The 18,349-nt window shown below is 73.1% G+C and carries 22 protein-coding genes; 11 read left to right on the top strand and 11 right to left on the bottom strand.

What is annotated here, in order from left to right; genetic code table 11:
• From CFP66_RS36920 to CFP66_RS36880, 9 genes are all read right to left on the bottom strand, one after another.
• A complete protein-coding gene (locus CFP66_RS36920; RefSeq protein WP_094929999.1) occupies positions 1-1,185 on the bottom strand; it encodes an alcohol dehydrogenase catalytic domain-containing protein in 1,185 nt (394 codons plus the stop codon).
• Between the two features lie 289 nt (positions 1,186-1,474).
• Positions 1,475-1,849, bottom strand: a complete 375-nt coding sequence (locus tag CFP66_RS36915) for a hypothetical protein (protein WP_094929998.1) — start codon at positions 1,847-1,849, stop codon at positions 1,475-1,477.
• 89 nt (positions 1,850-1,938) lie between these two features.
• The gene (locus CFP66_RS36910; protein ID WP_158228346.1) at positions 1,939-2,853 is read right to left on the bottom strand and encodes a cytochrome c-type biogenesis protein CcmH; all 915 of its coding nucleotides are present in this window, start codon (positions 2,851-2,853) and stop codon (positions 1,939-1,941) included.
• A complete protein-coding gene (locus CFP66_RS36905; protein WP_158228345.1) occupies positions 2,850-3,389 on the bottom strand; it encodes a TlpA disulfide reductase family protein in 540 nt (179 codons plus the stop codon). The genes CFP66_RS36910 and CFP66_RS36905 overlap by 4 nt, the downstream gene beginning before the upstream one ends.
• On the bottom strand, positions 3,386-5,326 hold the full coding sequence (locus CFP66_RS36900) for a heme lyase CcmF/NrfE family subunit (protein ID WP_094929996.1): 1,941 nt from the start codon (positions 5,324-5,326) through the stop codon (positions 3,386-3,388). The genes CFP66_RS36905 and CFP66_RS36900 overlap by 4 nt, the downstream gene beginning before the upstream one ends.
• A gap of 7 nt (positions 5,327-5,333) precedes the next feature.
• Positions 5,334-5,744: a cytochrome c maturation protein CcmE gene (locus CFP66_RS36895; protein ID WP_158228344.1), complete on the bottom strand. Its 411-nt coding sequence runs from the start codon at positions 5,742-5,744 to the stop codon at positions 5,334-5,336.
• A 97-nt stretch (positions 5,745-5,841) separates the two neighbouring features.
• The gene (gene ccsA, locus CFP66_RS36890; RefSeq protein WP_094929994.1) at positions 5,842-6,573 is read right to left on the bottom strand and encodes a cytochrome c biogenesis protein CcsA; all 732 of its coding nucleotides are present in this window, start codon (positions 6,571-6,573) and stop codon (positions 5,842-5,844) included.
• A 67-nt stretch (positions 6,574-6,640) separates the two neighbouring features.
• A complete protein-coding gene (locus CFP66_RS48205; protein ID WP_158228343.1) occupies positions 6,641-7,324 on the bottom strand; it encodes a heme exporter protein CcmB in 684 nt (227 codons plus the stop codon).
• Complete coding sequence (locus tag CFP66_RS36880; RefSeq protein WP_158228342.1) at positions 7,321-7,938, bottom strand: ATP-binding cassette domain-containing protein; 618 nt, start codon at positions 7,936-7,938, stop codon at positions 7,321-7,323. Before CFP66_RS36880 ends, CFP66_RS48205 begins: the two co-directional genes overlap by 4 nt.
• Positions 7,939-8,103: 165 nt before the next feature.
• Between CFP66_RS36880 and coxB the strand changes: the two genes are divergently transcribed.
• The 10 genes from coxB to CFP66_RS36830 are packed head-to-tail and all read left to right on the top strand — an operon-like array spanning position 8,104 to position 16,722.
• On the top strand, positions 8,104-9,135 hold the full coding sequence (coxB, locus tag CFP66_RS36875; protein ID WP_094929992.1) for a cytochrome c oxidase subunit II: 1,032 nt from the start codon (positions 8,104-8,106) through the stop codon (positions 9,133-9,135).
• Positions 9,132-11,045, top strand: a complete 1,914-nt coding sequence (gene ctaD / locus CFP66_RS36870; protein WP_094929991.1) for a cytochrome c oxidase subunit I — start codon at positions 9,132-9,134, stop codon at positions 11,043-11,045. Before coxB ends, ctaD begins: the two co-directional genes overlap by 4 nt.
• Positions 11,042-11,668, top strand: coding sequence for a heme-copper oxidase subunit III (locus CFP66_RS36865; protein WP_094929990.1), 627 nt, complete (start codon positions 11,042-11,044; stop codon positions 11,666-11,668). The genes ctaD and CFP66_RS36865 overlap by 4 nt, the downstream gene beginning before the upstream one ends.
• Positions 11,665-12,072, top strand: coding sequence for a hypothetical protein (locus CFP66_RS36860; protein ID WP_094929989.1), 408 nt, complete (start codon positions 11,665-11,667; stop codon positions 12,070-12,072). Before CFP66_RS36865 ends, CFP66_RS36860 begins: the two co-directional genes overlap by 4 nt.
• On the top strand, positions 12,069-12,956 hold the full coding sequence (locus CFP66_RS36855; protein ID WP_094929988.1) for a cytochrome c oxidase assembly protein: 888 nt from the start codon (positions 12,069-12,071) through the stop codon (positions 12,954-12,956). The genes CFP66_RS36860 and CFP66_RS36855 overlap by 4 nt, the downstream gene beginning before the upstream one ends.
• A 19-nt stretch (positions 12,957-12,975) precedes the next feature.
• Positions 12,976-13,341, top strand: coding sequence for a cytochrome c family protein (locus CFP66_RS36850; protein ID WP_198961920.1), 366 nt, complete (start codon positions 12,976-12,978; stop codon positions 13,339-13,341).
• 3 nt (positions 13,342-13,344) lie between these two features.
• A complete protein-coding gene (locus CFP66_RS36845) occupies positions 13,345-14,112 on the top strand; it encodes a c-type cytochrome (protein ID WP_094929987.1) in 768 nt (255 codons plus the stop codon).
• On the top strand, positions 14,109-14,963 hold the full coding sequence (locus CFP66_RS36840) for a ubiquinol-cytochrome c reductase iron-sulfur subunit (RefSeq protein WP_094929986.1): 855 nt from the start codon (positions 14,109-14,111) through the stop codon (positions 14,961-14,963). The genes CFP66_RS36845 and CFP66_RS36840 overlap by 4 nt, the downstream gene beginning before the upstream one ends.
• Positions 14,960-16,399: a cytochrome bc complex cytochrome b subunit gene (locus tag CFP66_RS36835; RefSeq protein ID WP_094929985.1), complete on the top strand. Its 1,440-nt coding sequence runs from the start codon at positions 14,960-14,962 to the stop codon at positions 16,397-16,399. Before CFP66_RS36840 ends, CFP66_RS36835 begins: the two co-directional genes overlap by 4 nt.
• The gene (locus CFP66_RS36830) at positions 16,396-16,722 is read left to right on the top strand and encodes a hypothetical protein (RefSeq protein WP_143517479.1); all 327 of its coding nucleotides are present in this window, start codon (positions 16,396-16,398) and stop codon (positions 16,720-16,722) included. The genes CFP66_RS36835 and CFP66_RS36830 overlap by 4 nt, the downstream gene beginning before the upstream one ends.
• Before the next feature lie 118 nt (positions 16,723-16,840).
• Here CFP66_RS36830 and CFP66_RS36825 read toward each other — a convergent pair whose 3' ends face one another.
• On the bottom strand, positions 16,841-17,236 hold the full coding sequence (locus CFP66_RS36825; RefSeq protein WP_094930074.1) for a DUF2267 domain-containing protein: 396 nt from the start codon (positions 17,234-17,236) through the stop codon (positions 16,841-16,843).
• 228 nt (positions 17,237-17,464) lie between these two features.
• On the opposite strand from CFP66_RS36825, the gene CFP66_RS36820 reads away from it, so the two are divergent.
• Positions 17,465-17,797 carry a hypothetical protein gene (locus CFP66_RS36820; RefSeq protein WP_094929983.1) on the top strand — a complete coding sequence of 111 codons (333 nt, stop codon included), beginning with the start codon at positions 17,465-17,467 and terminating at the stop codon, positions 17,795-17,797.
• Positions 17,798-17,930: 133 nt separating this feature from the next.
• Here the strand turns inward: CFP66_RS36820 and CFP66_RS36815 are convergent, their stop codons facing one another.
• Positions 17,931-18,326: an STAS domain-containing protein gene (locus tag CFP66_RS36815; RefSeq protein ID WP_143517478.1), complete on the bottom strand. Its 396-nt coding sequence runs from the start codon at positions 18,324-18,326 to the stop codon at positions 17,931-17,933.
• Positions 18,327-18,349 lie beyond the last annotated feature (23 nt).

Below are 18,349 nucleotides of genomic sequence, written 5' to 3'. Positions count from 1 at the left end.
CTATGTAGCCGGCTCGACAGCGACCTTGACCCAGCCCGGTTCGTGCGCGTCGAAGGTCCGGTAGGCCTCGACCGCGTCGGTCATCGGTTCCTTCTCGGTGATCGCCCGCGCAGGGTCGAGCTGGCCCGCGGCCACGATGTCGATCAGCTCGGGCATCAGCGCCCGATGCGGGCAGTTGCCCATCTTCACCGTCAGGTTGCGGTTCATCGCCATCCCGATCGGCCAGCTCGCCGCCGTCTGCGGATACACACCGACGATGCCCACGGTGCCGGCCTTCGCCACCGCCTGCACCGCCCACTGCGATGCCTGCGACGGGGCGTCCCCGACGTTCCACGCGGTGTCCCCGCCCCCACTGACCTCCTCGAGCTCCTCAGTGCGGCGCTCCGGGTCACCGGCGCCAGGAGGGGCGTAGGCGTCCACCCCGACCGCGTCGATCACGCGGTCCGCGCCGATGCCGCCGGTCAGCTCGCGGATCGCGGCGACGGGGTCCTCCGAGGTGAAGTCGACCGGTTCCACGTGCTGGCGACGCGCCTTCTCCAGGCGGCCGGGCACGCCGTCGACGGCGAACACCCTGGTCGCACCGAGGTGCCGGGCGCTGGCGATCGCCAGCTGCCCCACCGGCCCGCAGCCGAACACCGCGACCGTGTCACCGGGACCGACTTCGGCCAACTGCGCACCGTAGAACCCGGTGGTGAACACGTCCGACAGGATGATTGCCTGCTCGTCGCTGACGGTGTCCGGCAGCGGAACCAGGTTCGCATCGGCCCGCGGCACGCGGGCGAACTGGGCCTGCAGACCGTCGAATGGCCCCGTCGGCTCGGGACCGCCGTAGAAGGCCGTCCCGGCCAGCGCACCGTTCGGGTTTGCGACATCGCACTGCGAGGTGTAGCCCGCCCGGCAGTAGGAGCACGCCCCGCAGCAGATCGTCGACGGGATCACCACCCGGTCGCCGGGCCGGAACGCCCGCACGCTGCCACCGACCTCCTCAACGACTCCGACGCCCTCGTGGCCGAGCACCGTTCCCGGTCGCATCCCCGGCATCGTCCCCCGGATCATGTGCAGGTCGGTACCGCAGATCGCGCTCATCGTCAGGCGCACGATCGCGTCGCCCCCGTCCTGCACCTGCGGGTCGGGCACCTCGCTCATGGCGATGTCGCCCGGTCCTTGCCAGATCACGGCCTTCACCGATCGCTCCTTCCGACGTTCGCGGTCCCCCCGAGCCGTACCCCGGTACCCGTACCGCAACCGTGGACCGGGACGCTCGTCGTCACGTGCGCCGGTCGTGCCTGCCCGGATGCCGGGTGACGTACGCACCCGGCCGGCCCCGCTTCGACGACGTAAACCTCGCGGTTCCGGCCGCAAGTCCGCACCGCACCCGTCGGCCCCTCGGATCCGGGAGGCGGCCCTGCTGCGGGCCGTCGGCGGGCTGCTCGACGCCGGAGATGCCGAGGTGGGCAGCCGGACGACCGGAGTTCTACGCGCGTGGGACCAGGTCCGCGCCGGGGACGGTGAGGTGCACGGCGCCGGCAGTCACCGACGCGACCTGGTCGGCGGGGACATAGGTGTCGCGGTCGAGCAGCCCCTTGCCGTCGACCTTGACGAAGCCGACGCGCATCAGCTGGGCCGCAAACTGGGCGGGCACCTGCGGCTCACCGCCGCCGAACGCCTCCTGCAGGTCCTCGACCAGCCCGCCCGGGGTGGACTGCCCTTGCCCGGTGACGGCCTCGGGGTCACCGACTTTCACCAGTTCCACGGTGCCCACGTCCGCTCCGGCGCTGTCGACGACGCGCATCCCCTCGTGCACGTCCGCGAGGGCGTCCTCTCCGGGGCGCAGAGCGTCGGAGCTCATGGTGGTCCTCCTCCGAACCGGATCTCGGTGATCCGTCGGGACCGTCAGCTGATCGCATGCTGCGCATCCGCTTCTCGGCCACCGGGGTCCTATGTGCCGGCGAGCAGGCGGCGGACCTCGGCGGCCGCCGGGTGGGTCGGCGCGGTCTCGAGGAAGCGCTGCAGGGTGCCGGGCGCCTCCGCCGCACCGAGGGCCCGCTGGGCCAGGCCGAGCACGAGCAGCCCTTCCGGGTGCGCGGGCCGGTCGACCAGGATCCGCCGCGCCGCGGACTCGGCTTCCGCGGGCTCCCCCGCCTTCAGCAGGACCAGGCCGAGCCGCACCTGGGCCCGCACGTCCTGGGGGCGCAGGTCCGCCGCCGTGCGGTAGGCGTCGGCCGACGGTCCGTACTTCCGCTCGGCCTCGAGGGCGGCGCCGCGCGCCAGCCACGCCTCCGGATCCGCGGCCGGCTCCGGTGCGGCCACGGCGGCGGCAACCGCCGGCGGCGGCGCGGGAGCGGCGGGGCTGTCGACCGTGAGCCACGCCGTGACACCGGCCGCCGCCACACCGAGGGCGGCCAGCGGCACCACCCATCGGACGCGTGGCGCGGGGACCCGTGGAACAGCGGCCTGCGCCGGGGCGCGTCGTCGGACGACGACGGCGGTGAGCGCGAGCCCGGCGCCGAGCAGCACCGCGGGAACGACCCACACGACCAGGCCCACGCCGGCCGCAGGCGGATCGAGCAGGACGGCCGGCCCGTACCGGTCGGCGAACCAGGCGCGGATCTGTTCCGGTGTGCGGCCTTCGTTCAGCTGGCCGCTGATCTCGGCGCGCATCGCCGTGGCGATCTCGCTGCGCGACATCGCCACCGACTGCGCCTCGCATGTCGGGCACCCCAGCTCCGCGGCGATCGCCTCGGTGCGCTGCTCGAGGGTCTCGGGCCGGTCCTGCCCGGCCCGCCACAGCCCGACACCCGCCAGCACGAGCACCGCGACGACGCCGACGACGGCCAGCACGCGCCGGGTCACGACGCGTCCACGAGTGGATCCACGTGACTGCGCACCCACTCCTGGTTGATCGGCCCGGGGTGGAAGGCCTGGATCGTGCCGCTGGGGTCGAGCAGGAACGTCTCGGGAACCCCGTGGGCGCCCCAGGACACGGCCAGCCTGCCGTCCGGGTCCAGGACGGTGGTGAGACCGGTGGCGCCGGTCTCGGCGAGCAGCGACCGCGCGGCGACCGGGCCGTCGCGGGTGTCGATCGTGACCACCCGCAGCCCGGCGGGCGCGAGCCGCTGCTCTGTCTTCGCGATCAGGGGAAGCTCGTCGCGGCACGGCCCGCACCACGAGGCCCACACGTTGACGAGCACGACCTGCCCGCGCAGCGCGCCGAGGTCGAACGACCCGCCGTCCAGGGTGGGCCCGGCCAGCGCCGGCGCCGCCCGGCCGACGAGCGCCGAGCGCACCGGTTGGCCGGACGCGCCGCCCAGCCCGCCGAGCAACGGGAGGACCACGATCCCCACGACGACGAGCGCGAGGACCGACCACCAGACCCGCCGGCCGGTCACGGGGCCACCGACTCGCTCTGCCGTTCGGGAACGGCGCCTCCCGCCCGCGGCCTTCGCCGGACGGGCCAGCCGGCGATCACCGCGCCGAGCACCATCAGCGCTCCCCCGGCCCAGATCCAGGTCACCAGGGGGTTGACCGCGATCCGCAGCAGGGCGGAGGTGGCCGGCTCGTCCACCTCGAGCAGCGTGACGTAGACGTCCTGGGTCGGGCCGCTGCGGATCGCGGGGTTGCTGACCGTCATGCCGTGCGCCGGGTAGTAGCTCAGCCGGGAGGTGAACCCGTCCGCGCCGCCGTCGATCCTCAGGTGAGCGGCGGTCGTCATCGCGCCCGAGCCGCGGGTGCGTTCGAGGTCGGCGAGCTGCACGGGTACGCCCTGGACGACGACCTCCTCGCCCGGTGCGAGCCGGTGCTCGGTCGCGGTCGTGTAGGAGGAGGACGCGGCGACCCCGACCGCGAGGACGGCCACCCCGAGGTGAGCCACGAGCGCGCCGTGGCGGCGACGCCCCCGGACGAGGTCGCGGGCGCTGCGCACGCCGATCCACTCCCCGACCACCGTGGTCGCCACGACGGCCGCGAGCCCGAAGGTGAGCAGGGCCGACACGCCCTCGACCCCGGCGATGCCCAGCACCCCCACCACGACCCCGCCGACGGCGAAGGCGGGTGCGGCCCGGCGCGCGGCCGCCACGAGGCTGTCGCCCGTCCAGCGCAGGAGCGGCCCGACGGCCATCAGCACCAGGAGCGCCAGCGCGATCGGCACGGCCATCCGGTCGAAGTACGGCGGCCCCACCGACAGCTCCGCTCCCGAGACGAGCTCGGCGACCAGCGGGAACAACGTACCGATCAGGACCGTGCCGGTGAGGCTGAGCAGCAGCAGGTTGTTGACCAGCAGCGCCGATCCCCGGGAGACCGGCGACCCCACCGGCCGGGGCGCACCCAGCCGGTCGGCCCGCCACACCAGCAGCACGGCGGTGACGGCGAGCAGCACGACGAGGAATCCCAGCAGCAGCGGGCCGATCGGGGACGCAGTGAACGAGTGCACGCTCGCCAGCACGTCGGACCGGGTGAGGAAGGTGCCGACGCAGACGAGCAGGAACCCGCTTGCCGCAAGCGCGACGTTCCAGGCCGGCAGCGCGGCGCGGCGCCGCTGCACGGTGGAGGAGTGCAGCAGCGCGGTCGCCGCCAGCCAGGGCAGCAGCGAGGCGTTCTCCACCGGGTCCCACGCCCAGTACCCGCCCCAGCCCAGCACAGCGTAGGACCACCAGGCACCGAGCACGATCCCCGCGGTGAGGCCGCACCAGGCGAGCAGCGTCCAGCTCCGGGTGGCGCGCAACCACCCCGCACCGGCCTCGCCGGTGATCAGCGCCGCCAGCGCGTACGCGAACGGCACGGCGAGCCCGACGAACCCGAGGTAGAGCAGCGGCGGGTGGATGGCCATCGCCGGGTGGTCGGCCAGCAACGGGTTCGGGCCGGGACCGTCCAGCGGCGCCGGGTCCACGACGTCGAAGGCGTGCCCCGCGAACAGCGACAGGCCGAAGAAGAACACGGCGATCCCGCAGAGCACGACCATCGCCCACGCATGCAGCGCCGCGGCCCCGCGCGGCACCCGACGGCCCAGCGCCAGCGCGTACCCGGCCAGCACGAGCAGCCACAGCAGCAGCGAGCCGTCCAGCGCCGACCACAGGCTCGTCGCCGTGTAGAACGCCGGCGTCGCCCGGCTGCCGTGCTCGGCCACGTACCGCACCGAGAAGTCGTCGGTGAGCAGCGCCCACTCCAGAGCACCGAACGCGGCGGCCGCGCCGAGCAGCATGAGCAGCAGCGCCTGCCGGGCGAGCCCGACGTCGTGCCCACGCCGCGCCACCCGCCACCACAGCACCGCCCCCGCGAGGGCCGCGAAGAACCCGCACCCGAGCGCGAAGGAGCCGACGTAGGCCGTCATGCGCGCGTCAGGAACCGGCCTCGGGCGCGCGGTACTCGTTCGAGTGCCGCACCATGACCTGGTCCGCGTGGAACACGCCGTCGGCGCCGAGCGTCCCCTCGACGACCGCGCCCTCGCCCTCGGTGAAGACCCGCGGCAGGGCGACGGTCGCCGCGACGAGCACGTCCTGCGTGCCGTCGGTGAGGACGAACTCGACCTGGTCCCCGGTGCCGCGCACCGTGCCGACCTCGACGAGCCCGCCCAGCCGCACGTGCTCGCCGGGATCGGAGCCGAGGATCTCGGTCGGGGTCAGGTAGTAGACGGTCGTGCCCTGCAGCCCGCTCATCGCGAGCACCCCGGTGCCCGCGACGGCGACGAGCACGACGACCAGCAGCCGCCAGCGGCTCGTCAGTGCCCGCCGGGTGCCACCGACCGTCACCGCCCGGCCCTGCCCGATCCCTTGATCGCCCAGGTGATGTACGCGGCCCACGTGCCGCCCGCGACGGCGTAGCCCGCCCAGACCCACGCCCATTCCGTCATGATTCGGACCTCTCGACGACGATCGGGCCGACCGGCACGGGAGCCGCGGGCTCCACCCGCGCGATGCGCAGCTGGGCCAGCCGGTGGAGGAAGAACCACGCTCCGGCGAGCGTGAACGCGAGGAACCCCGCGCCGAGGGCGGCGGCCATCCGCCCGTCGATCGGTGGGGACGTGTCCGGGGCGAGGATCGTGGGTTCCTGGTGCAGGGTGCGCCACCACAGCACCGAGAAGTGGACGATGGGCACCTGCACGAACCCGGCGATGCCGATCACCGCGGCGCGCCGGGCGTTGGTGTCGGGATCGTCGGAGAGACCCCGCACGCCGAGGTAGCCGAGGTAGATCAGCAGCAGGACGGCCGTGGTCACCAGCCGGGCGTCCCACGCCCACCACACACCCCAGACCGACCGGCCCCAGATGCTGCCGAGCGCGATCGCCAGCGCCGTCATCCCGGTGCCCAGCTCGGCGGCCGCCTGTGCCGCGGCGTCCCAGACCGGGCGTCGCCGCAGCAGGTAGGCGACGCTGGCCACCAGGACCACGGTGAAGGACGCGAAGGCGGTCCACGCCGCCGGGACGTGCACGTACATCAGCCGCTGCGGCTGCCCTTGCACCGCATCGGGCGGCGCGACCACGAGGCCGAGCGTCAGCGCCGCGGCAGCGGCGAGCACCGCGGCGGCGGCCAGCAGGCGCAGCCGACGCCCTGAGGGCGTGTCCGTCGTCGGCTGCGGCATGGAGCCTCCGATGAGGTGGTGGGTGCAGGGCGGTGCGATGTGGGCCTCTACCCGGCGACGGCGCACGCTACTCATCGAGCAGGACGGGGAACGTCGCCCACGCCGTCGTCACCGTGACCACGTCGTAGACGACCAGGAGCAGCAGCCAGGGCCAGGGGTCTTCGGTCACCGCGGTCTGGGTGCCCGCCAGCAACGCCGGGAGGCCGGCGGTGAGCACGAGCGTCGAGAGCAGCGCCGGCCGGCGGAGCCTGCCGAGCACGACGCCGAACAACACGATGTCGGCTGCCACCCCGAGCGTGCCCAGCGCCGCGGCGGCGAGCGCGGCCGGCGGCAGGCGCGCGTCCATCAGCACCGTCACCAGCAGCGCGCCGAACGTCCACGTGAGCGCCGCCTGGATCCACAGCGACGCGGTCTTGCCGAGGAACAGGGCCGCCGGCCGGGTCACCGCGCGCAGCAGGTCCCACGCGTCGTCGTCGAGCTCCGCGGCGGTGACGCCGCGGGCGAGCGGCACCGCCGCGGTGAGCACGAGCAGCCACACGAGACCAGGGGCGACGGCCGCCAGCACCGCGCGCTGCGGCCCGAAGCCGAGCCCGGCCAGCACCACGGCGACGAGTACGAACGAGGGCACGCTCGCCGCCGCGTCCCGGGTGGCAGCCTCGACGGCCAGGTCGCGGCGCAGGATGTGCACCGCCTGGGCGAGCAGCCCGGGCTCGGTCCGAGCGGTCCGGGGGCGCAGCGTGGGCCGGGTCACCGGTCCACCCCGACGGTCCCGCCGGCGATCCGCAGCCGGGCGTCGGGCTCCGGGGTGAGCTCGATGCGGTTCGGGGTCGCGACGAGGACCGCGCACCCGGCGTCGGCCAGGTCGCGGACCGCCGTCCACACGGCCGCCGCACCTGCGTCGTCGAGGTGGGCGGTCGGCTCGTCCAGGCAGGCGATGCCCGGCTGGGTGACCACTGCCAGCGCGACGAGCAGCCGGGCGCGCTGACCGGCCGACAGCGCGCCGACGCGCCGGTCCGCGAGATCGGCCAGCCCGGCCCGGGCCAGCGCCGACGCGACGCCTGCCGCCTCTCCCGTGGCGAGCACGGCCGCCGCGCGCACGGCGTCGGCCACCCGCTGTCGGGCGCGGGCCCCGCTGCCGGGGCGCAGGTACACCGCCCGCTCGCGGGCGTACCGGCTCCCCACCGAAGGGGACAGCAGGCCGGCCGCGACGCGCAGGAGCGTGGTCTTGCCGCTGCCGTTCGCGCCGTGCACCAGGCACACCGTGCCCCGGGCCACCCGGAGGCTGACCGGGTGCAGCACGAGCCGGGAACCGAACCGGCGGCCCGCGCCGGCGAGCTCGAGCACCGGCGAGTCGCTGTCCTCCACCGGGCAGATGATGGGGCCCGCGGCGATCTCCGGCGACCCGGGAGGGGGACGTCCCGCCCTGCGGGTGAGCGCACGTTGCCCCATCGTGATGTTCGATCGCGGTTGGCGGCTCCGGGCGGCGGCTACAGGAGCGGCAACGGCCGGCGCGAGGGGAGGGTCACCACGATGGTCCGGGACAGCTCCGAGCGGTTCCGGCCGTCCTGCTCGCACCGGCGCCTCCTCACCGGTCTCCTGATCGCCACCGGGCTCGGCGCGACCGCGGGGTGTGCCCGCTCGTTCCAGTCCACCCTCACGCCGGCCGGGCCGGCCGCCGAGCGGGTGGCCGGCCTGTGGTGGCTGCTGTTCTGGATCGCGGTCGCCGTGTCGGCCGTGGTCGTGGCGATGGTGGGCTGGGCGGTCCTGCGCCGTCGAGGGCCGCGGACGCGCGTCCGGCCGGCCGGCGGGCGCAGCTTCGTCCTCGTCCTCGGCGTCGCCGTGCCGGCGGTCGTGCTCACCTTCGTCTACGCCGTCGGCCTGTCGGACATGCGCGCGCTCGCCGAACCGCCACGCCCGCCGGAGTTCACGGTGGAGGTCGTGGGCCACATGTGGTGGTGGGAGGTGCGCTACCCCGACGCGGGCTTCACCACGGCCAACGAGATCCACATCCCGGTCGGGGAGCCGGTCGCGCTGCGCTTGACCACGGACGACGTCATCCACAGCTTCTGGGTTCCGGAGCTGATGCCCAAGATGGATCTCCTGCCCGAGCGGGTCAACGAGACCTGGTTCCTCGCGGACGAGCCCGGCACCTACCGCGGCCAGTGCGCCGAGTACTGCGGGCTGCAGCACTCGCACATGGCCTTCCAGGTGGTCGCCGAGCCGCGGGAGCGGTTCGACGCGTGGCTGGCGAAGCAGAGCCGGCCGGCGCAGGAGCCGGCCACCGAGCTCGCCGCACGCGGCCGCACGGTCCTCGAGACCACCGCGTGCGCCACCTGCCATACCGTCGCCGGAACCGGCGCGGACGGCGACGTGGGGCCCGATCTGACCCACGTCGGGAGCCGGGAGCGGCTGGCGGCCGGGGCGATCCCGAACGACGTTGGCCACTTGGCGGGCTGGGTCAGCAACTCCCAGACGGTCAAGCCCGGCAACCTCATGCCCCCGCAGCCGCTGTCCCCCGAGGACCTGCGGGCGGTCGTCGCCTACCTGCAGGGGCTGGAATGACCGTTCCCGAACGCCTCGCCGCCGAGGAGGCGGCCGGCCCCCGGCTGCACCCGATCTGGAGCGAGGAGCCCGGCCTGCGCGGCTGGCTCTCGACCGTCGACCACAAGAGGATCGGCCGCCGCTACATGGTCACCGCGGCCGTGTACTTCACGCTGGCCGGGCTCGACGCGCTGGTCCTGCGCACCCAGCTGGCGACGCCGGACAACGACGTGGTGAACCCCGACCAGTACAACCAGCTGTTCTCGCTGCACGGCACAGCGATGATCTTCCTGTTCGCCACCCCGATGCTCTTCGGGTTCGGCAACTTCCTCTTCCCGCTGATGCTCGGGACGCGGGACATGGCCTTCCCGAGGCTGAACGCGTTCGGCTACTGGGTCTTCGCGGCCGCGGGGCTGCTCATGTTCAGCAGCCTGCTGTTCGGGGCGGCGCCGAACGCCGGCTGGTTCTCCTACGTGCCGCTCGCGAGCGACCGCTACTCGCCCGGGCTCAACCTCGACGTCTACAGCCTCGGGCTGCTCTTCCTCGGCATCTCCACCACGGCGGGTGCGATCAACTTCATCGTGACGGCGTTCAAGCTGCGGGCGCCCGGCATGTCGATGAACCGGGTCCCGGTCTTCGTGTGGGCGCTCGTCGCCACCTCCTTCATGGTCATCTTCGCGCTGCCGCCGCTGAACCTCGCCAATGTGATGCTGTTCCTCGACCGGCGGTTCGGCACCAGCTTCTTCCGCCCCGAGACCGGCGGGGACGTCATCCTGTGGCAGCACCTGTTCTGGATCTTCGGACACCCCGACGTCTACATCATCGTGCTGCCCGCGCTCGGCATCATCTCCGCAGTGATCCCGACGTTCTCCCGGCGGCCGATCGCGGCGTACCCGCTCATCGTCATCGCCACCGTGGCCACGGCGATCCTCAGCTTCGGCGTCTGGGTGCACCACATGTTCGCCGTGGGGCTGCCGCAGCTGTCGCTGGCGTTCTTCTCGGCGGCGAGCATCGTCATCACGATCCCGGCGGGCATCCAGGTGTTCTCCTGGCTCGCGACGATGCTGTGGGGCCGGCTGGTTCTGGCGGCACCGATGCTGTTCGCGCTCGGGTTCCTCGTCTCGTTCGTCCTCGGCGGCGTCACCGGCGTGATGTTCGCCCTCGTGGCCTTCGACCAGCAGACGACCGACACCTACTTCGTGGTCGCTCACTTCCACTACGTGCTCTTCGGCGGCGCGGTCTTCCCGGTGCTGGCCGGGCTCTACTACTGGTGGCCCAAGTTCACCGGCCGGATGACGAGCGCACGGCTCGGCGTCTGGAGCTTCTGGATCATCTTCATCGGGTTCAACCTCACGTTCTTCCCGATGCACCTGTCGGGCCTGCTCGGCATGCCGCGCCGGATCTACACCTATCCGGCTGACGCGGGGTGGACGGTCTGGAACCTGCTGTCGACCGTCGGCGCGTACGTACTCACCGTCGGGCTGCTGCTCACCGTCGTCGCCTTCGCGCACAGCCTGCGCCGCGGCGCCCGCGCCCCCGACGACCCCTGGGGCGGCGACAGCCTGGAGTGGGCGACCGCCTCTCCCCCCGAGCACTACAACTTCCCGGTGCTGCCCACCGTGGCGACCCTGCACCCCATGTGGGACGAGCAGAGCCTGGCGACGCTCGAACACCACCGCGACGACGAGACCCGCGTGCTCGCCGACGGGCACCAGGTGCTGCGCAGCAGCGAGCTCGACGGCGAGCCCGAGCACCCCGTCGAGATGCCCGGCGACAGCCTCGTGCCGTTCGTCGTCGCCGCGGCGCTGCTGGTCGGGGTGCTCGGCCTGCTGCTCGGAGGGTACGTCGTGTCCGTGATCGCCGCGCTGGTCCTCGCGGGTGGGCTGGTGTGGTGGCTGTGGCCCCCGCCCGAACAGGAGAAGCGCCAGTGAGCCTTGACGTGCGCGGTGTGCGAAAGGCCGATCGGCCCGCCGCGGTCGCGATCGAACAGCCCGCCGGCCGGACCACGGCCTGGTGGGGCATGGTCATGTTCATCACGACCGAGGCGGCGTTCTTCGCCGTGCTGCTCGCCAGCTACTTCTACGTGCGCTTCTCCGGCGGCGGTCCCTGGCCGCCCGAGGGGATCGAGGACCCCAAGCTCACCAAACCCCTGATCATGACCGCACTGCTGCTCTCCAGCAGCGCCCCGATGGTCTGGGCCGACCGGCAGGTCCGCAAGGGCCGGATCGGTCGGACCGCGACCGGGGTCACCATGAGCCTGCTGCTCGGCGCGGCGTTCCTGGTGCTCCAGGCGGTGGAGTACTCCGAGAAGCTGCACATGTTCACCTGGACGACCAACGCCTACGGGTCGCTGTTCTACGGGATCACCGGCTTCCACGGCTTCCACGTAGCCGTCGGCCTGCTGATGATGGTGTTCGTACTGGCCGGCATGGCCCGCGGTCGCTACGACGCGCGGCGCAACGAGCGGGTCAAGCTCGTCGCCTTCTACTGGCACTTCGTCGACGGCGTGTGGATCGCGATCCTGTCCGCCCTCTACCTCAGCCCGCACCTGTGAACCCGGTCGCGGAGAACGGGCACCTGCCGCCGGCCGCGCGGCGGGTCGGGCCGTGGCTGATGTGGTTCGCGGTGCTCGGCGCCTCGGTCGCGTGGGCGTTGCACCTGTTCGTCGCCTGGGGCGTGGTCGAGCTCGCCTGCGCGAGCGGGCGCGACACGGTGCTGGGGCTGCCGCTGCGCGGCCTCGTCCTGGTAGCCACCGTCGTGCCGCTGCTGGTCGCGCTCGCCGCCACGTGGACCTCCTGGCGCCTGCGCCGGCGGATCGCCCAGTCGGACACCGACGACCGGCGCCTGCAGCGCGCGGGGTTCCTGGCCGGGGTCGGTCTGGCGCTGAGCCTGCTCGCGGTCGCGACCATCGTGTTCGGCGGCGCCGCGCTGCTGGTCCTGGAGCCGTGCGCCACATGACGGTCCTCGCCCACGACGTGCCCGCGCACCCGGCCGAGCAACTGTTGCTCGTGCCGGGGACGCTCCTCGCGCTGCTCGCCGTCGCCTGCTACGCACGCGGCACCTGGGTGATGCGCCGCCACCGGCGGGCGTGGCGCGCACAGCGGTGGCGGCTGCTGGCCGGCTGGGCCGGAATCGCCGTCACCGCCGCCGCAGTCGCCCCGCCGGTCGAGCGGTTCACCGACGACCAGCTCTTCACGCACATGCTCCAGCACATGACGCTGATCGTGATCGCGGCGCCGCTGCTCGCGCTGGCCCCCGGTCGGGCGGTGTGGATCGGCCTGCCGCGGGGGCTTCGCACCGGACCGGCCCGCTGGCTGCACCGCCCCGCGCCGACCGCGGTGCGCGACGTCCTGCTGCTGCCCGCCGTGGCGTGGAGCGTGCACGTCGGGGCACTGTGGGCATGGCACCTGCCGGCCGCCTACGACGCCGCCCTGCACTCGGCGGTGCTGCACGCCACCGAGCACGCCTTGTTCCTCGGCACCGCGTGGCTGTTCTGGTGGCACGCCCTCACCCCGTCCCGACGGCGATTGAGCCCACCGCTCGGTGCGCTGTACCTCGCCACGGCGATGCTGCCGATGGCAGCGCTCGGCGCCATCCTCACGTTCGCTCCCGAGCCCCTCTACCCCGCGCACGCGACCGGGCACGCGGGCGCCGACGCGCTGACCGACCAGCAACTGGCCGGACTGATCATGTGGATCCCCGCCGACGTCATCTACTTCGCCGTCGCCGTGGCGCTATTCCTGTCCTGGTTCATCCGCGGCAGCGCCACGGCCGGCCCGCTCCCGCTCGACGCGCGGGAGGACGCCGCGGCGGCCCCCGTCTCGGGAGGTGCGGACCGATGAGAGCCTCCGATCCGGAGTCGTGTTGCTCGCCGTGACGCTCGCGGCCGGCGCCGCGGCGATCGGCTGCGGGCAGCAGGCGAAGCTGCCGCCCGCCGAGGTGAGCGACGGCAACCCGGCGCGGGGTGCGCAGCTCATCACCGACTACGGCTGCGCGACCTGCCACACGGTGCCCGGCATGCGGGGCGCGAACGCGCTGGTCGGGCCCCCGCTGGACCACTTCGGCAACCGCAGCTACATCGCGGGAGCCCTCGTGAACACCGGTCCGAACCTGCAGCGCTGGATCCGCGACCCGCAGGGGGTCGAGCCGGGCACAGCCATGCCCGACCTCGACGTGACGCCGGCGGACGCCCGGGACATCGCCGCCTACCTGTTCACGCTGGAGTAGTCGATGGCTGCCCGCACACCACGCTCCCTGGCCGCCCTCCTCCTGCTCGCCGCCGTGCTGACCGGTGCCGCGCTCGTCCAGCTCGGCACCCGCGGCACCGCGGCGGCGGACAGCCCTCCGGTCGTGGCGGCGCAGCCCCCCGCCGATCCCGGCCGCGAGCTGTTCCTGCGCAACTGCGCCTGGTGCCACGGGCAGGACGGCGCCGGCAGCCAGTACGGACCGAGCCTCGTCGGGGTCGGCGAGGCGAGTGCTGACTTCCAGCTCGGCACGGGACGGATGCCGCTCGCGTCCGAGCAGGCCGACCCGCAGCGCGGCGAGCCGGCGTTCTCCCCCGCCGAGATCGACGCGCTCGTCGGTTACGTCGGGAGCCTCGGCGGCGGGCCGCCCGTGCCGCAGCTGGGGCCCGGTGACCCGGTCTCCGGGCGGGATCCGTACGTGCGCAACTGCGCGTCCTGCCACTCCTCCACCGGCACCGGATCCGTCCTGCCGGGTGGCCGGCACGCGCCTGACCTGTTCGCGGCCTCGCCGACCCAGGTCGCCGAGGCCGTTCGCGTCGGGCCCGGGCAGATGCCGCAGTTCTCGCAGCACGTGGTCGACGACCGGGAGCTCGACGACCTCGTCGCCTACGTGCAGCAGCTGGGCACCGAGCAGAACCGCGGCGGAGCCGCCCTGGAGCGCATCGGACCGGTCGCCGAGGGTTTCGTCGCGTTCTTCGTGGCGATCCCGCTGCTGCTGATCGTCATCCGCCTGCTCGGGAGGAAGGCCCCGTGACGGAACCGAAGGACGTGGCCCGGGGCGAGCGGCGCATCACCATCGCGCTCGCGGTGACGACGCTCGCCGCCGCCGGGTTCGCCGTCGGTTACGTCCTCGACGCCGGGACGCAGGTCCTGGGCATCGCACTGGCCGTCGCGTTCGCGGCGCTCGCCTACGCCTTCGCCGCGTGGGCGCTGCACCTCACGCCGCAGGAACAGCACGTCGAGGAGCGCGAGCCGTTGCCGTCGCCCCCCTCACAGGAGCGCGCGTTCCGGACGGCGCTCTCGCCTGCGCCGCTGAGCCGGGGGCGCATGGTGCGCGGGATGCTGGCCGTCGCGCTGGCCAGCCTCGGCGCCGCCCTGCTCTTCCCGGTCCGGTCGCTGCTGCCCACCGGCCCAACGCCGGGCCCCGCCCTCGCCCGCACGCCCTGGCGCGACGGCAGCCGGGTCGTCACCGCGGACGGGCAACGGGTGCGGCCCGAGGACCTCGACGTCGGCACCATCCTCACGGTGTTCCCCGAAGGGCACGAGGAGGCGGCGGACGCGCCCGCGGTGCTGATCCGGGTGGCCCCGCAGGACCTGCAGCTGCCGCCCGACCGCGCGGATTGGACGGTCGACGGCCTGATCGCCTACTCGAAGCTGTGCACGCACGCCGGCTGCCCCGTCGGGCTCTACGCGCAGACCCTCGCTCAGCTGTTCTGCCCGTGCCACCAGTCGGTGTTCACGGTGCTCGACGGCGCGGTCCCGATCGCCGGCCCCGCCGCGCGGCCGCTGCCGCAGCTGCCGATCGGCCTCGGGCCCGACGGTGCCCTGGTGGCGCGCGGCGGCTTCGCCGCGCCCGTCGGGCCCGGCTACTGGAGCCGCCCATGATCACCCGCTGGGTCGTCCGCCTACTGGACGAGCGGCTGCGCGTGTCCCGGCTCGGACGCAGCGCACTGGCGAAGGTCTTCCCCGACCACTGGTCGTTCATGCTCGGGGAGATCGCGCTCTACTCGTTCATGCTGTTGGTCGGGACGGGGGTGTTCCTCACCCTGTTCTTCGAGCCGACCACCGCCGAACGCCACTACACCGGCAGCTACGCACCGCTGCAGGGCCAGGAGGTGTCCGCGGCCTACGCGTCGAGCGTCGAGCTCAGCTGGGACGTCCCCGCAGGCCTGCTCATGCGCCAGGCCCACCACTGGGCCGCGCTCGTCTTCGTCGCCGCGATCGTCCTGCACCTGTGCCGGATCTTCTTCACCGGCGTGTTCCGCAAGCCGCGGGAGCTCAACTGGATCGTCGGGCTGACCCTGCTCCTGCTCGCGATCCTCAACGGTTTCCTGGGCTACTCGCTGCCCGACGACCTGCTCTCCGGTACCGGCCTGCGCATCGCCTACTCCGTGGTGCTCTCGCTACCGGTGGTCGGAGCATGGGTTGCGTTCCTGCTGTTCGGCGGCGAGTTCCCCGGCAACCAGCTCATCCCGCGCATGTACGCCGCGCACATCCTGCTCGTCCCCGCCCTCATCGCGGTGCTCATCAGCGTCCACCTGGCGATCCTGGTCCGTCAGAAACACACCCACTTCGCGGGCCGCGGCCGCAGCGACCGCAACGTGGTCGGCTCCCGGATGTGGCCGACGTACGCCTTCCGATCCCTCGGTTTGCTGTTCGCCGTCGCGGCCGTGATCTTCGCACTCGGCGGGCTCGCCCAGATCAACCCCGTGTGGGTCTGGGGTGCCTTCGACCCCGCGGCCGTCACGTCCCCGGCGCAACCGGACTGGTACGTCGGCTGGGTCGACGGCGCACTGCGGCTCTTCCCGCCCGTGGAGTTCACGGTGTTCGGCTACCTGGTCCCCAGCGTGTTCCTCCCCGCGGTGGTCGTTCCCGGCATCACATTCGTCGTGCTCTACGCGTGGCCACTGCTCGAGAAGTGGGTCACCGGGGACCGGGGCGCGCACCACGTCGCAGGTCGGCCGCGGGACTGGCCCGTCCGCACGGCCATCGGCGGCTGGGGGCTGGCGTTCTACGGGCTGCTCCTGCTCGGCGGTGCGGGCGACATCATCGCGAAGCGGCTCGACGTGCCGGTGGGCGACGTGGTCGCCGTGCTCCGGGGCGCCGTCCTCGTGGTGCCGTTCGTCGTCGGCGCGGTGGTGTATGTCCTCGCCCGCGCGCTGCGCGACAGCGGCGCGCCGGGCGTGATGCACCTCGCCTGGTCCGACCTCACCGCGGCGATGGGCCGACGGCGTCGACCGCAGCAGGAGCCGCCCGATGACGATGCACTCCAGGAGCCGGCCCCGCCGCAGCAGCGCGCCGATCGGGAGGCCGCACGATGATGACGCAACCGGAGGCGCAGCCGGGCCCGCACGTCCGGATCTGGCGCCAGCCCGACGGGCTGTGGCGATGGTGCTACGTCGATCCCGGGCGGGCCCACGAGAGCGAGGTCACCCTGACCGGGCACCGGGCCTACGAGTCAGTCACCGAGGCCCGCGACAGCGCCGTCGCCGCCTATCCCGGCATCGAACTGCAGTACGAGAGCCGGCCCGAGGCCGACGCGGCAGCTCCCGGGAGGGCGCCGCTCTGGCTCGTCGTCGCGGTGCTCGTGCTCATCCTCGTCGTCCGCCGCCGGATGCGGCGCGCCGAGCGACCGCACTTCTGACGGCATCCCCGGGAGGGCTCCTCCACTCGGCGATCTCAGCGGCCACCGCGCTGCCGCGACCGTCATCGCGCCGGTGGCGAGTCGGGTGGCCGAATTGGTCCCGCTCGCGAGGGCCGGGTCAGTGGTGCTGGACCGACTCGGTGCCCAGGAGATCCGCGTAGTCCGCGGGCAGCTGCGCGGCGAGGTTGTCGAACTCGTGCCCGGTCAGGCCGGCCTTGAATGCGGCGAAGGTGGCCCTCGCATGCTGCCTGGCCTGCTGCTCGGTGCAGCTCCCCCCTTCGACCTCAGCCACCCGGCGGTAGAACTCCTCCACCCCGAACCGCTCCCCCGGCCCCTCGGACGGCAACGCGGAGGCGAGCTCGGTGGGCAACTGGGCGGCGAGGTTGCGAGTCTGCCCGCCGGCGAGCCGGGCACCGAGCACCTGCACGGTCGAACGCACGGCGCGCTCGGCGTCCTGGTGGTCGGCGATCCCGGCAGTCGCGGCAACTGCTGCTGCGATCTCGTGCTGCTGCATGTCCGTCGGGTACCCGCCTTGCGACGGGTACACGTTCCGCCGGGATCTGGTCTCCTCGCGACGGCAGGGGGAGTTCCACCATGGTGTGATTGACAGGCGGAAACGGCTGCCGAAAGGTGGCCATGACGACCTTGATGAGCTGGGCGACGATGCCGCTGTCAGGGCTCGTGATCCACGTTTCGCCATGCCGAGCTGCACTCGACCTCCCCGTCCTCAGGGAGAGCACCGATGAGAGATCGTCCAGAGCGCGAGGTCACGATCGACGGCGAGGACGGGCGCCCGCTGGCGACCGCGCGGATCACCGTCATCGATGCATCGACTGCCTGGGCATGCCTGCACGTCGAGTCTGGCCACGTGCCGTGCGGCACCCGGAGCCGTCTCGTCGATGCCGTACTGGATCTTCCCGAAGTCGCGGCGTGCCAGCACCTGCGGGTCGCACTTCCCATCGGCGACACCGAGATCCTGGAGCGCATGCGGACACGGTGCAACTGCACCGCAGCACGCGCCGCTGGCAGCACGTGTCTCGTCGAGGCTGAAATCCTGACGCAGGCGGAACGATAGGCGAGCAGCGCGACGAGCACGGCGAAGGTTCCAACCACAACACGTCGACTCCTGCGCACGCGCAAGGCGGGCGCGCTCAGATATCGGTCGCACGAGTAGAGCAGCCGAACAGAACAACGAGCGGGTCGTCGTGTCAGCTCCCTGACCTGCCGGGCGCAGACAGCGCCTCGCTCATGCTGCCGCAGACGGTCACCGCACGTCCAATCCCTGTGATCTCGAACGGACGCAGCACACGACGGTTGTCCCCCGTCACCACCCGGAACGGCAGCCCGCGCCCCTCGGCGAACTCCCGCACATCCATCAACGCCACCAGCCCGGCCGAAGCCAGAAACGTCACCTGGCGCAGGTCCACCGCCAGCAGCGTGCATCGGCCGTCGGTCACGCAGTCGTCCACCGCGGGAAGCAGCCTTGGCGCGGTCAGCATGTCGACAACACCGGTCAGCGACACCACGACGGCATCTCCGACGTGTGTGCTCGACACAACCGGCGGCTGGGCACCGCCAGCAGTGCCACGATCCTCGTGGCTCACGAAGCCTGACGCTACGCGTCGAT

It is taken from the genome of Pseudonocardia sp. MH-G8 (genome assembly GCF_002262885.1).
Taxonomy (GTDB): domain Bacteria; phylum Actinomycetota; class Actinomycetes; order Mycobacteriales; family Pseudonocardiaceae; genus Pseudonocardia.
This window is presented reverse-complemented; position numbering and strand designations above follow the sequence as displayed.

Excerpts from the sequence above, each read along its gene's own strand:
- CFP66_RS36915 (WP_094929998.1), bottom strand. The coding sequence starts at position 1,849 with ATGAGCTCCGACGCTCTGCGCCCCGGAGAGGACGCCCTCGCGGACGTG.
- CFP66_RS36900 (WP_094929996.1), bottom strand. The coding sequence starts at position 5,326 with ATGACGGCCTACGTCGGCTCCTTCGCGCTCGGGTGCGGGTTCTTCGCG.
- ccsA (WP_094929994.1), bottom strand. The coding sequence starts at position 6,573 with ATGCCGCAGCCGACGACGGACACGCCCTCAGGGCGTCGGCTGCGCCTG.
- coxB (WP_094929992.1), top strand. The coding sequence starts at position 8,104 with ATGGTCCGGGACAGCTCCGAGCGGTTCCGGCCGTCCTGCTCGCACCGG.
- ctaD (WP_094929991.1), top strand. The coding sequence starts at position 9,132 with ATGACCGTTCCCGAACGCCTCGCCGCCGAGGAGGCGGCCGGCCCCCGG.
- CFP66_RS36855 (WP_094929988.1), top strand. The coding sequence starts at position 12,069 with ATGACGGTCCTCGCCCACGACGTGCCCGCGCACCCGGCCGAGCAACTG.
- CFP66_RS36845 (WP_094929987.1), top strand. The coding sequence starts at position 13,345 with ATGGCTGCCCGCACACCACGCTCCCTGGCCGCCCTCCTCCTGCTCGCC.
- CFP66_RS36835 (WP_094929985.1), top strand. The coding sequence starts at position 14,960 with ATGATCACCCGCTGGGTCGTCCGCCTACTGGACGAGCGGCTGCGCGTG.
- CFP66_RS36830 (WP_143517479.1), top strand. The coding sequence starts at position 16,396 with ATGATGACGCAACCGGAGGCGCAGCCGGGCCCGCACGTCCGGATCTGG.
- CFP66_RS36825 (WP_094930074.1), bottom strand. The coding sequence starts at position 17,236 with ATGCAGCAGCACGAGATCGCAGCAGCAGTTGCCGCGACTGCCGGGATC.
- CFP66_RS36820 (WP_094929983.1), top strand. The coding sequence starts at position 17,465 with ATGAGAGATCGTCCAGAGCGCGAGGTCACGATCGACGGCGAGGACGGG.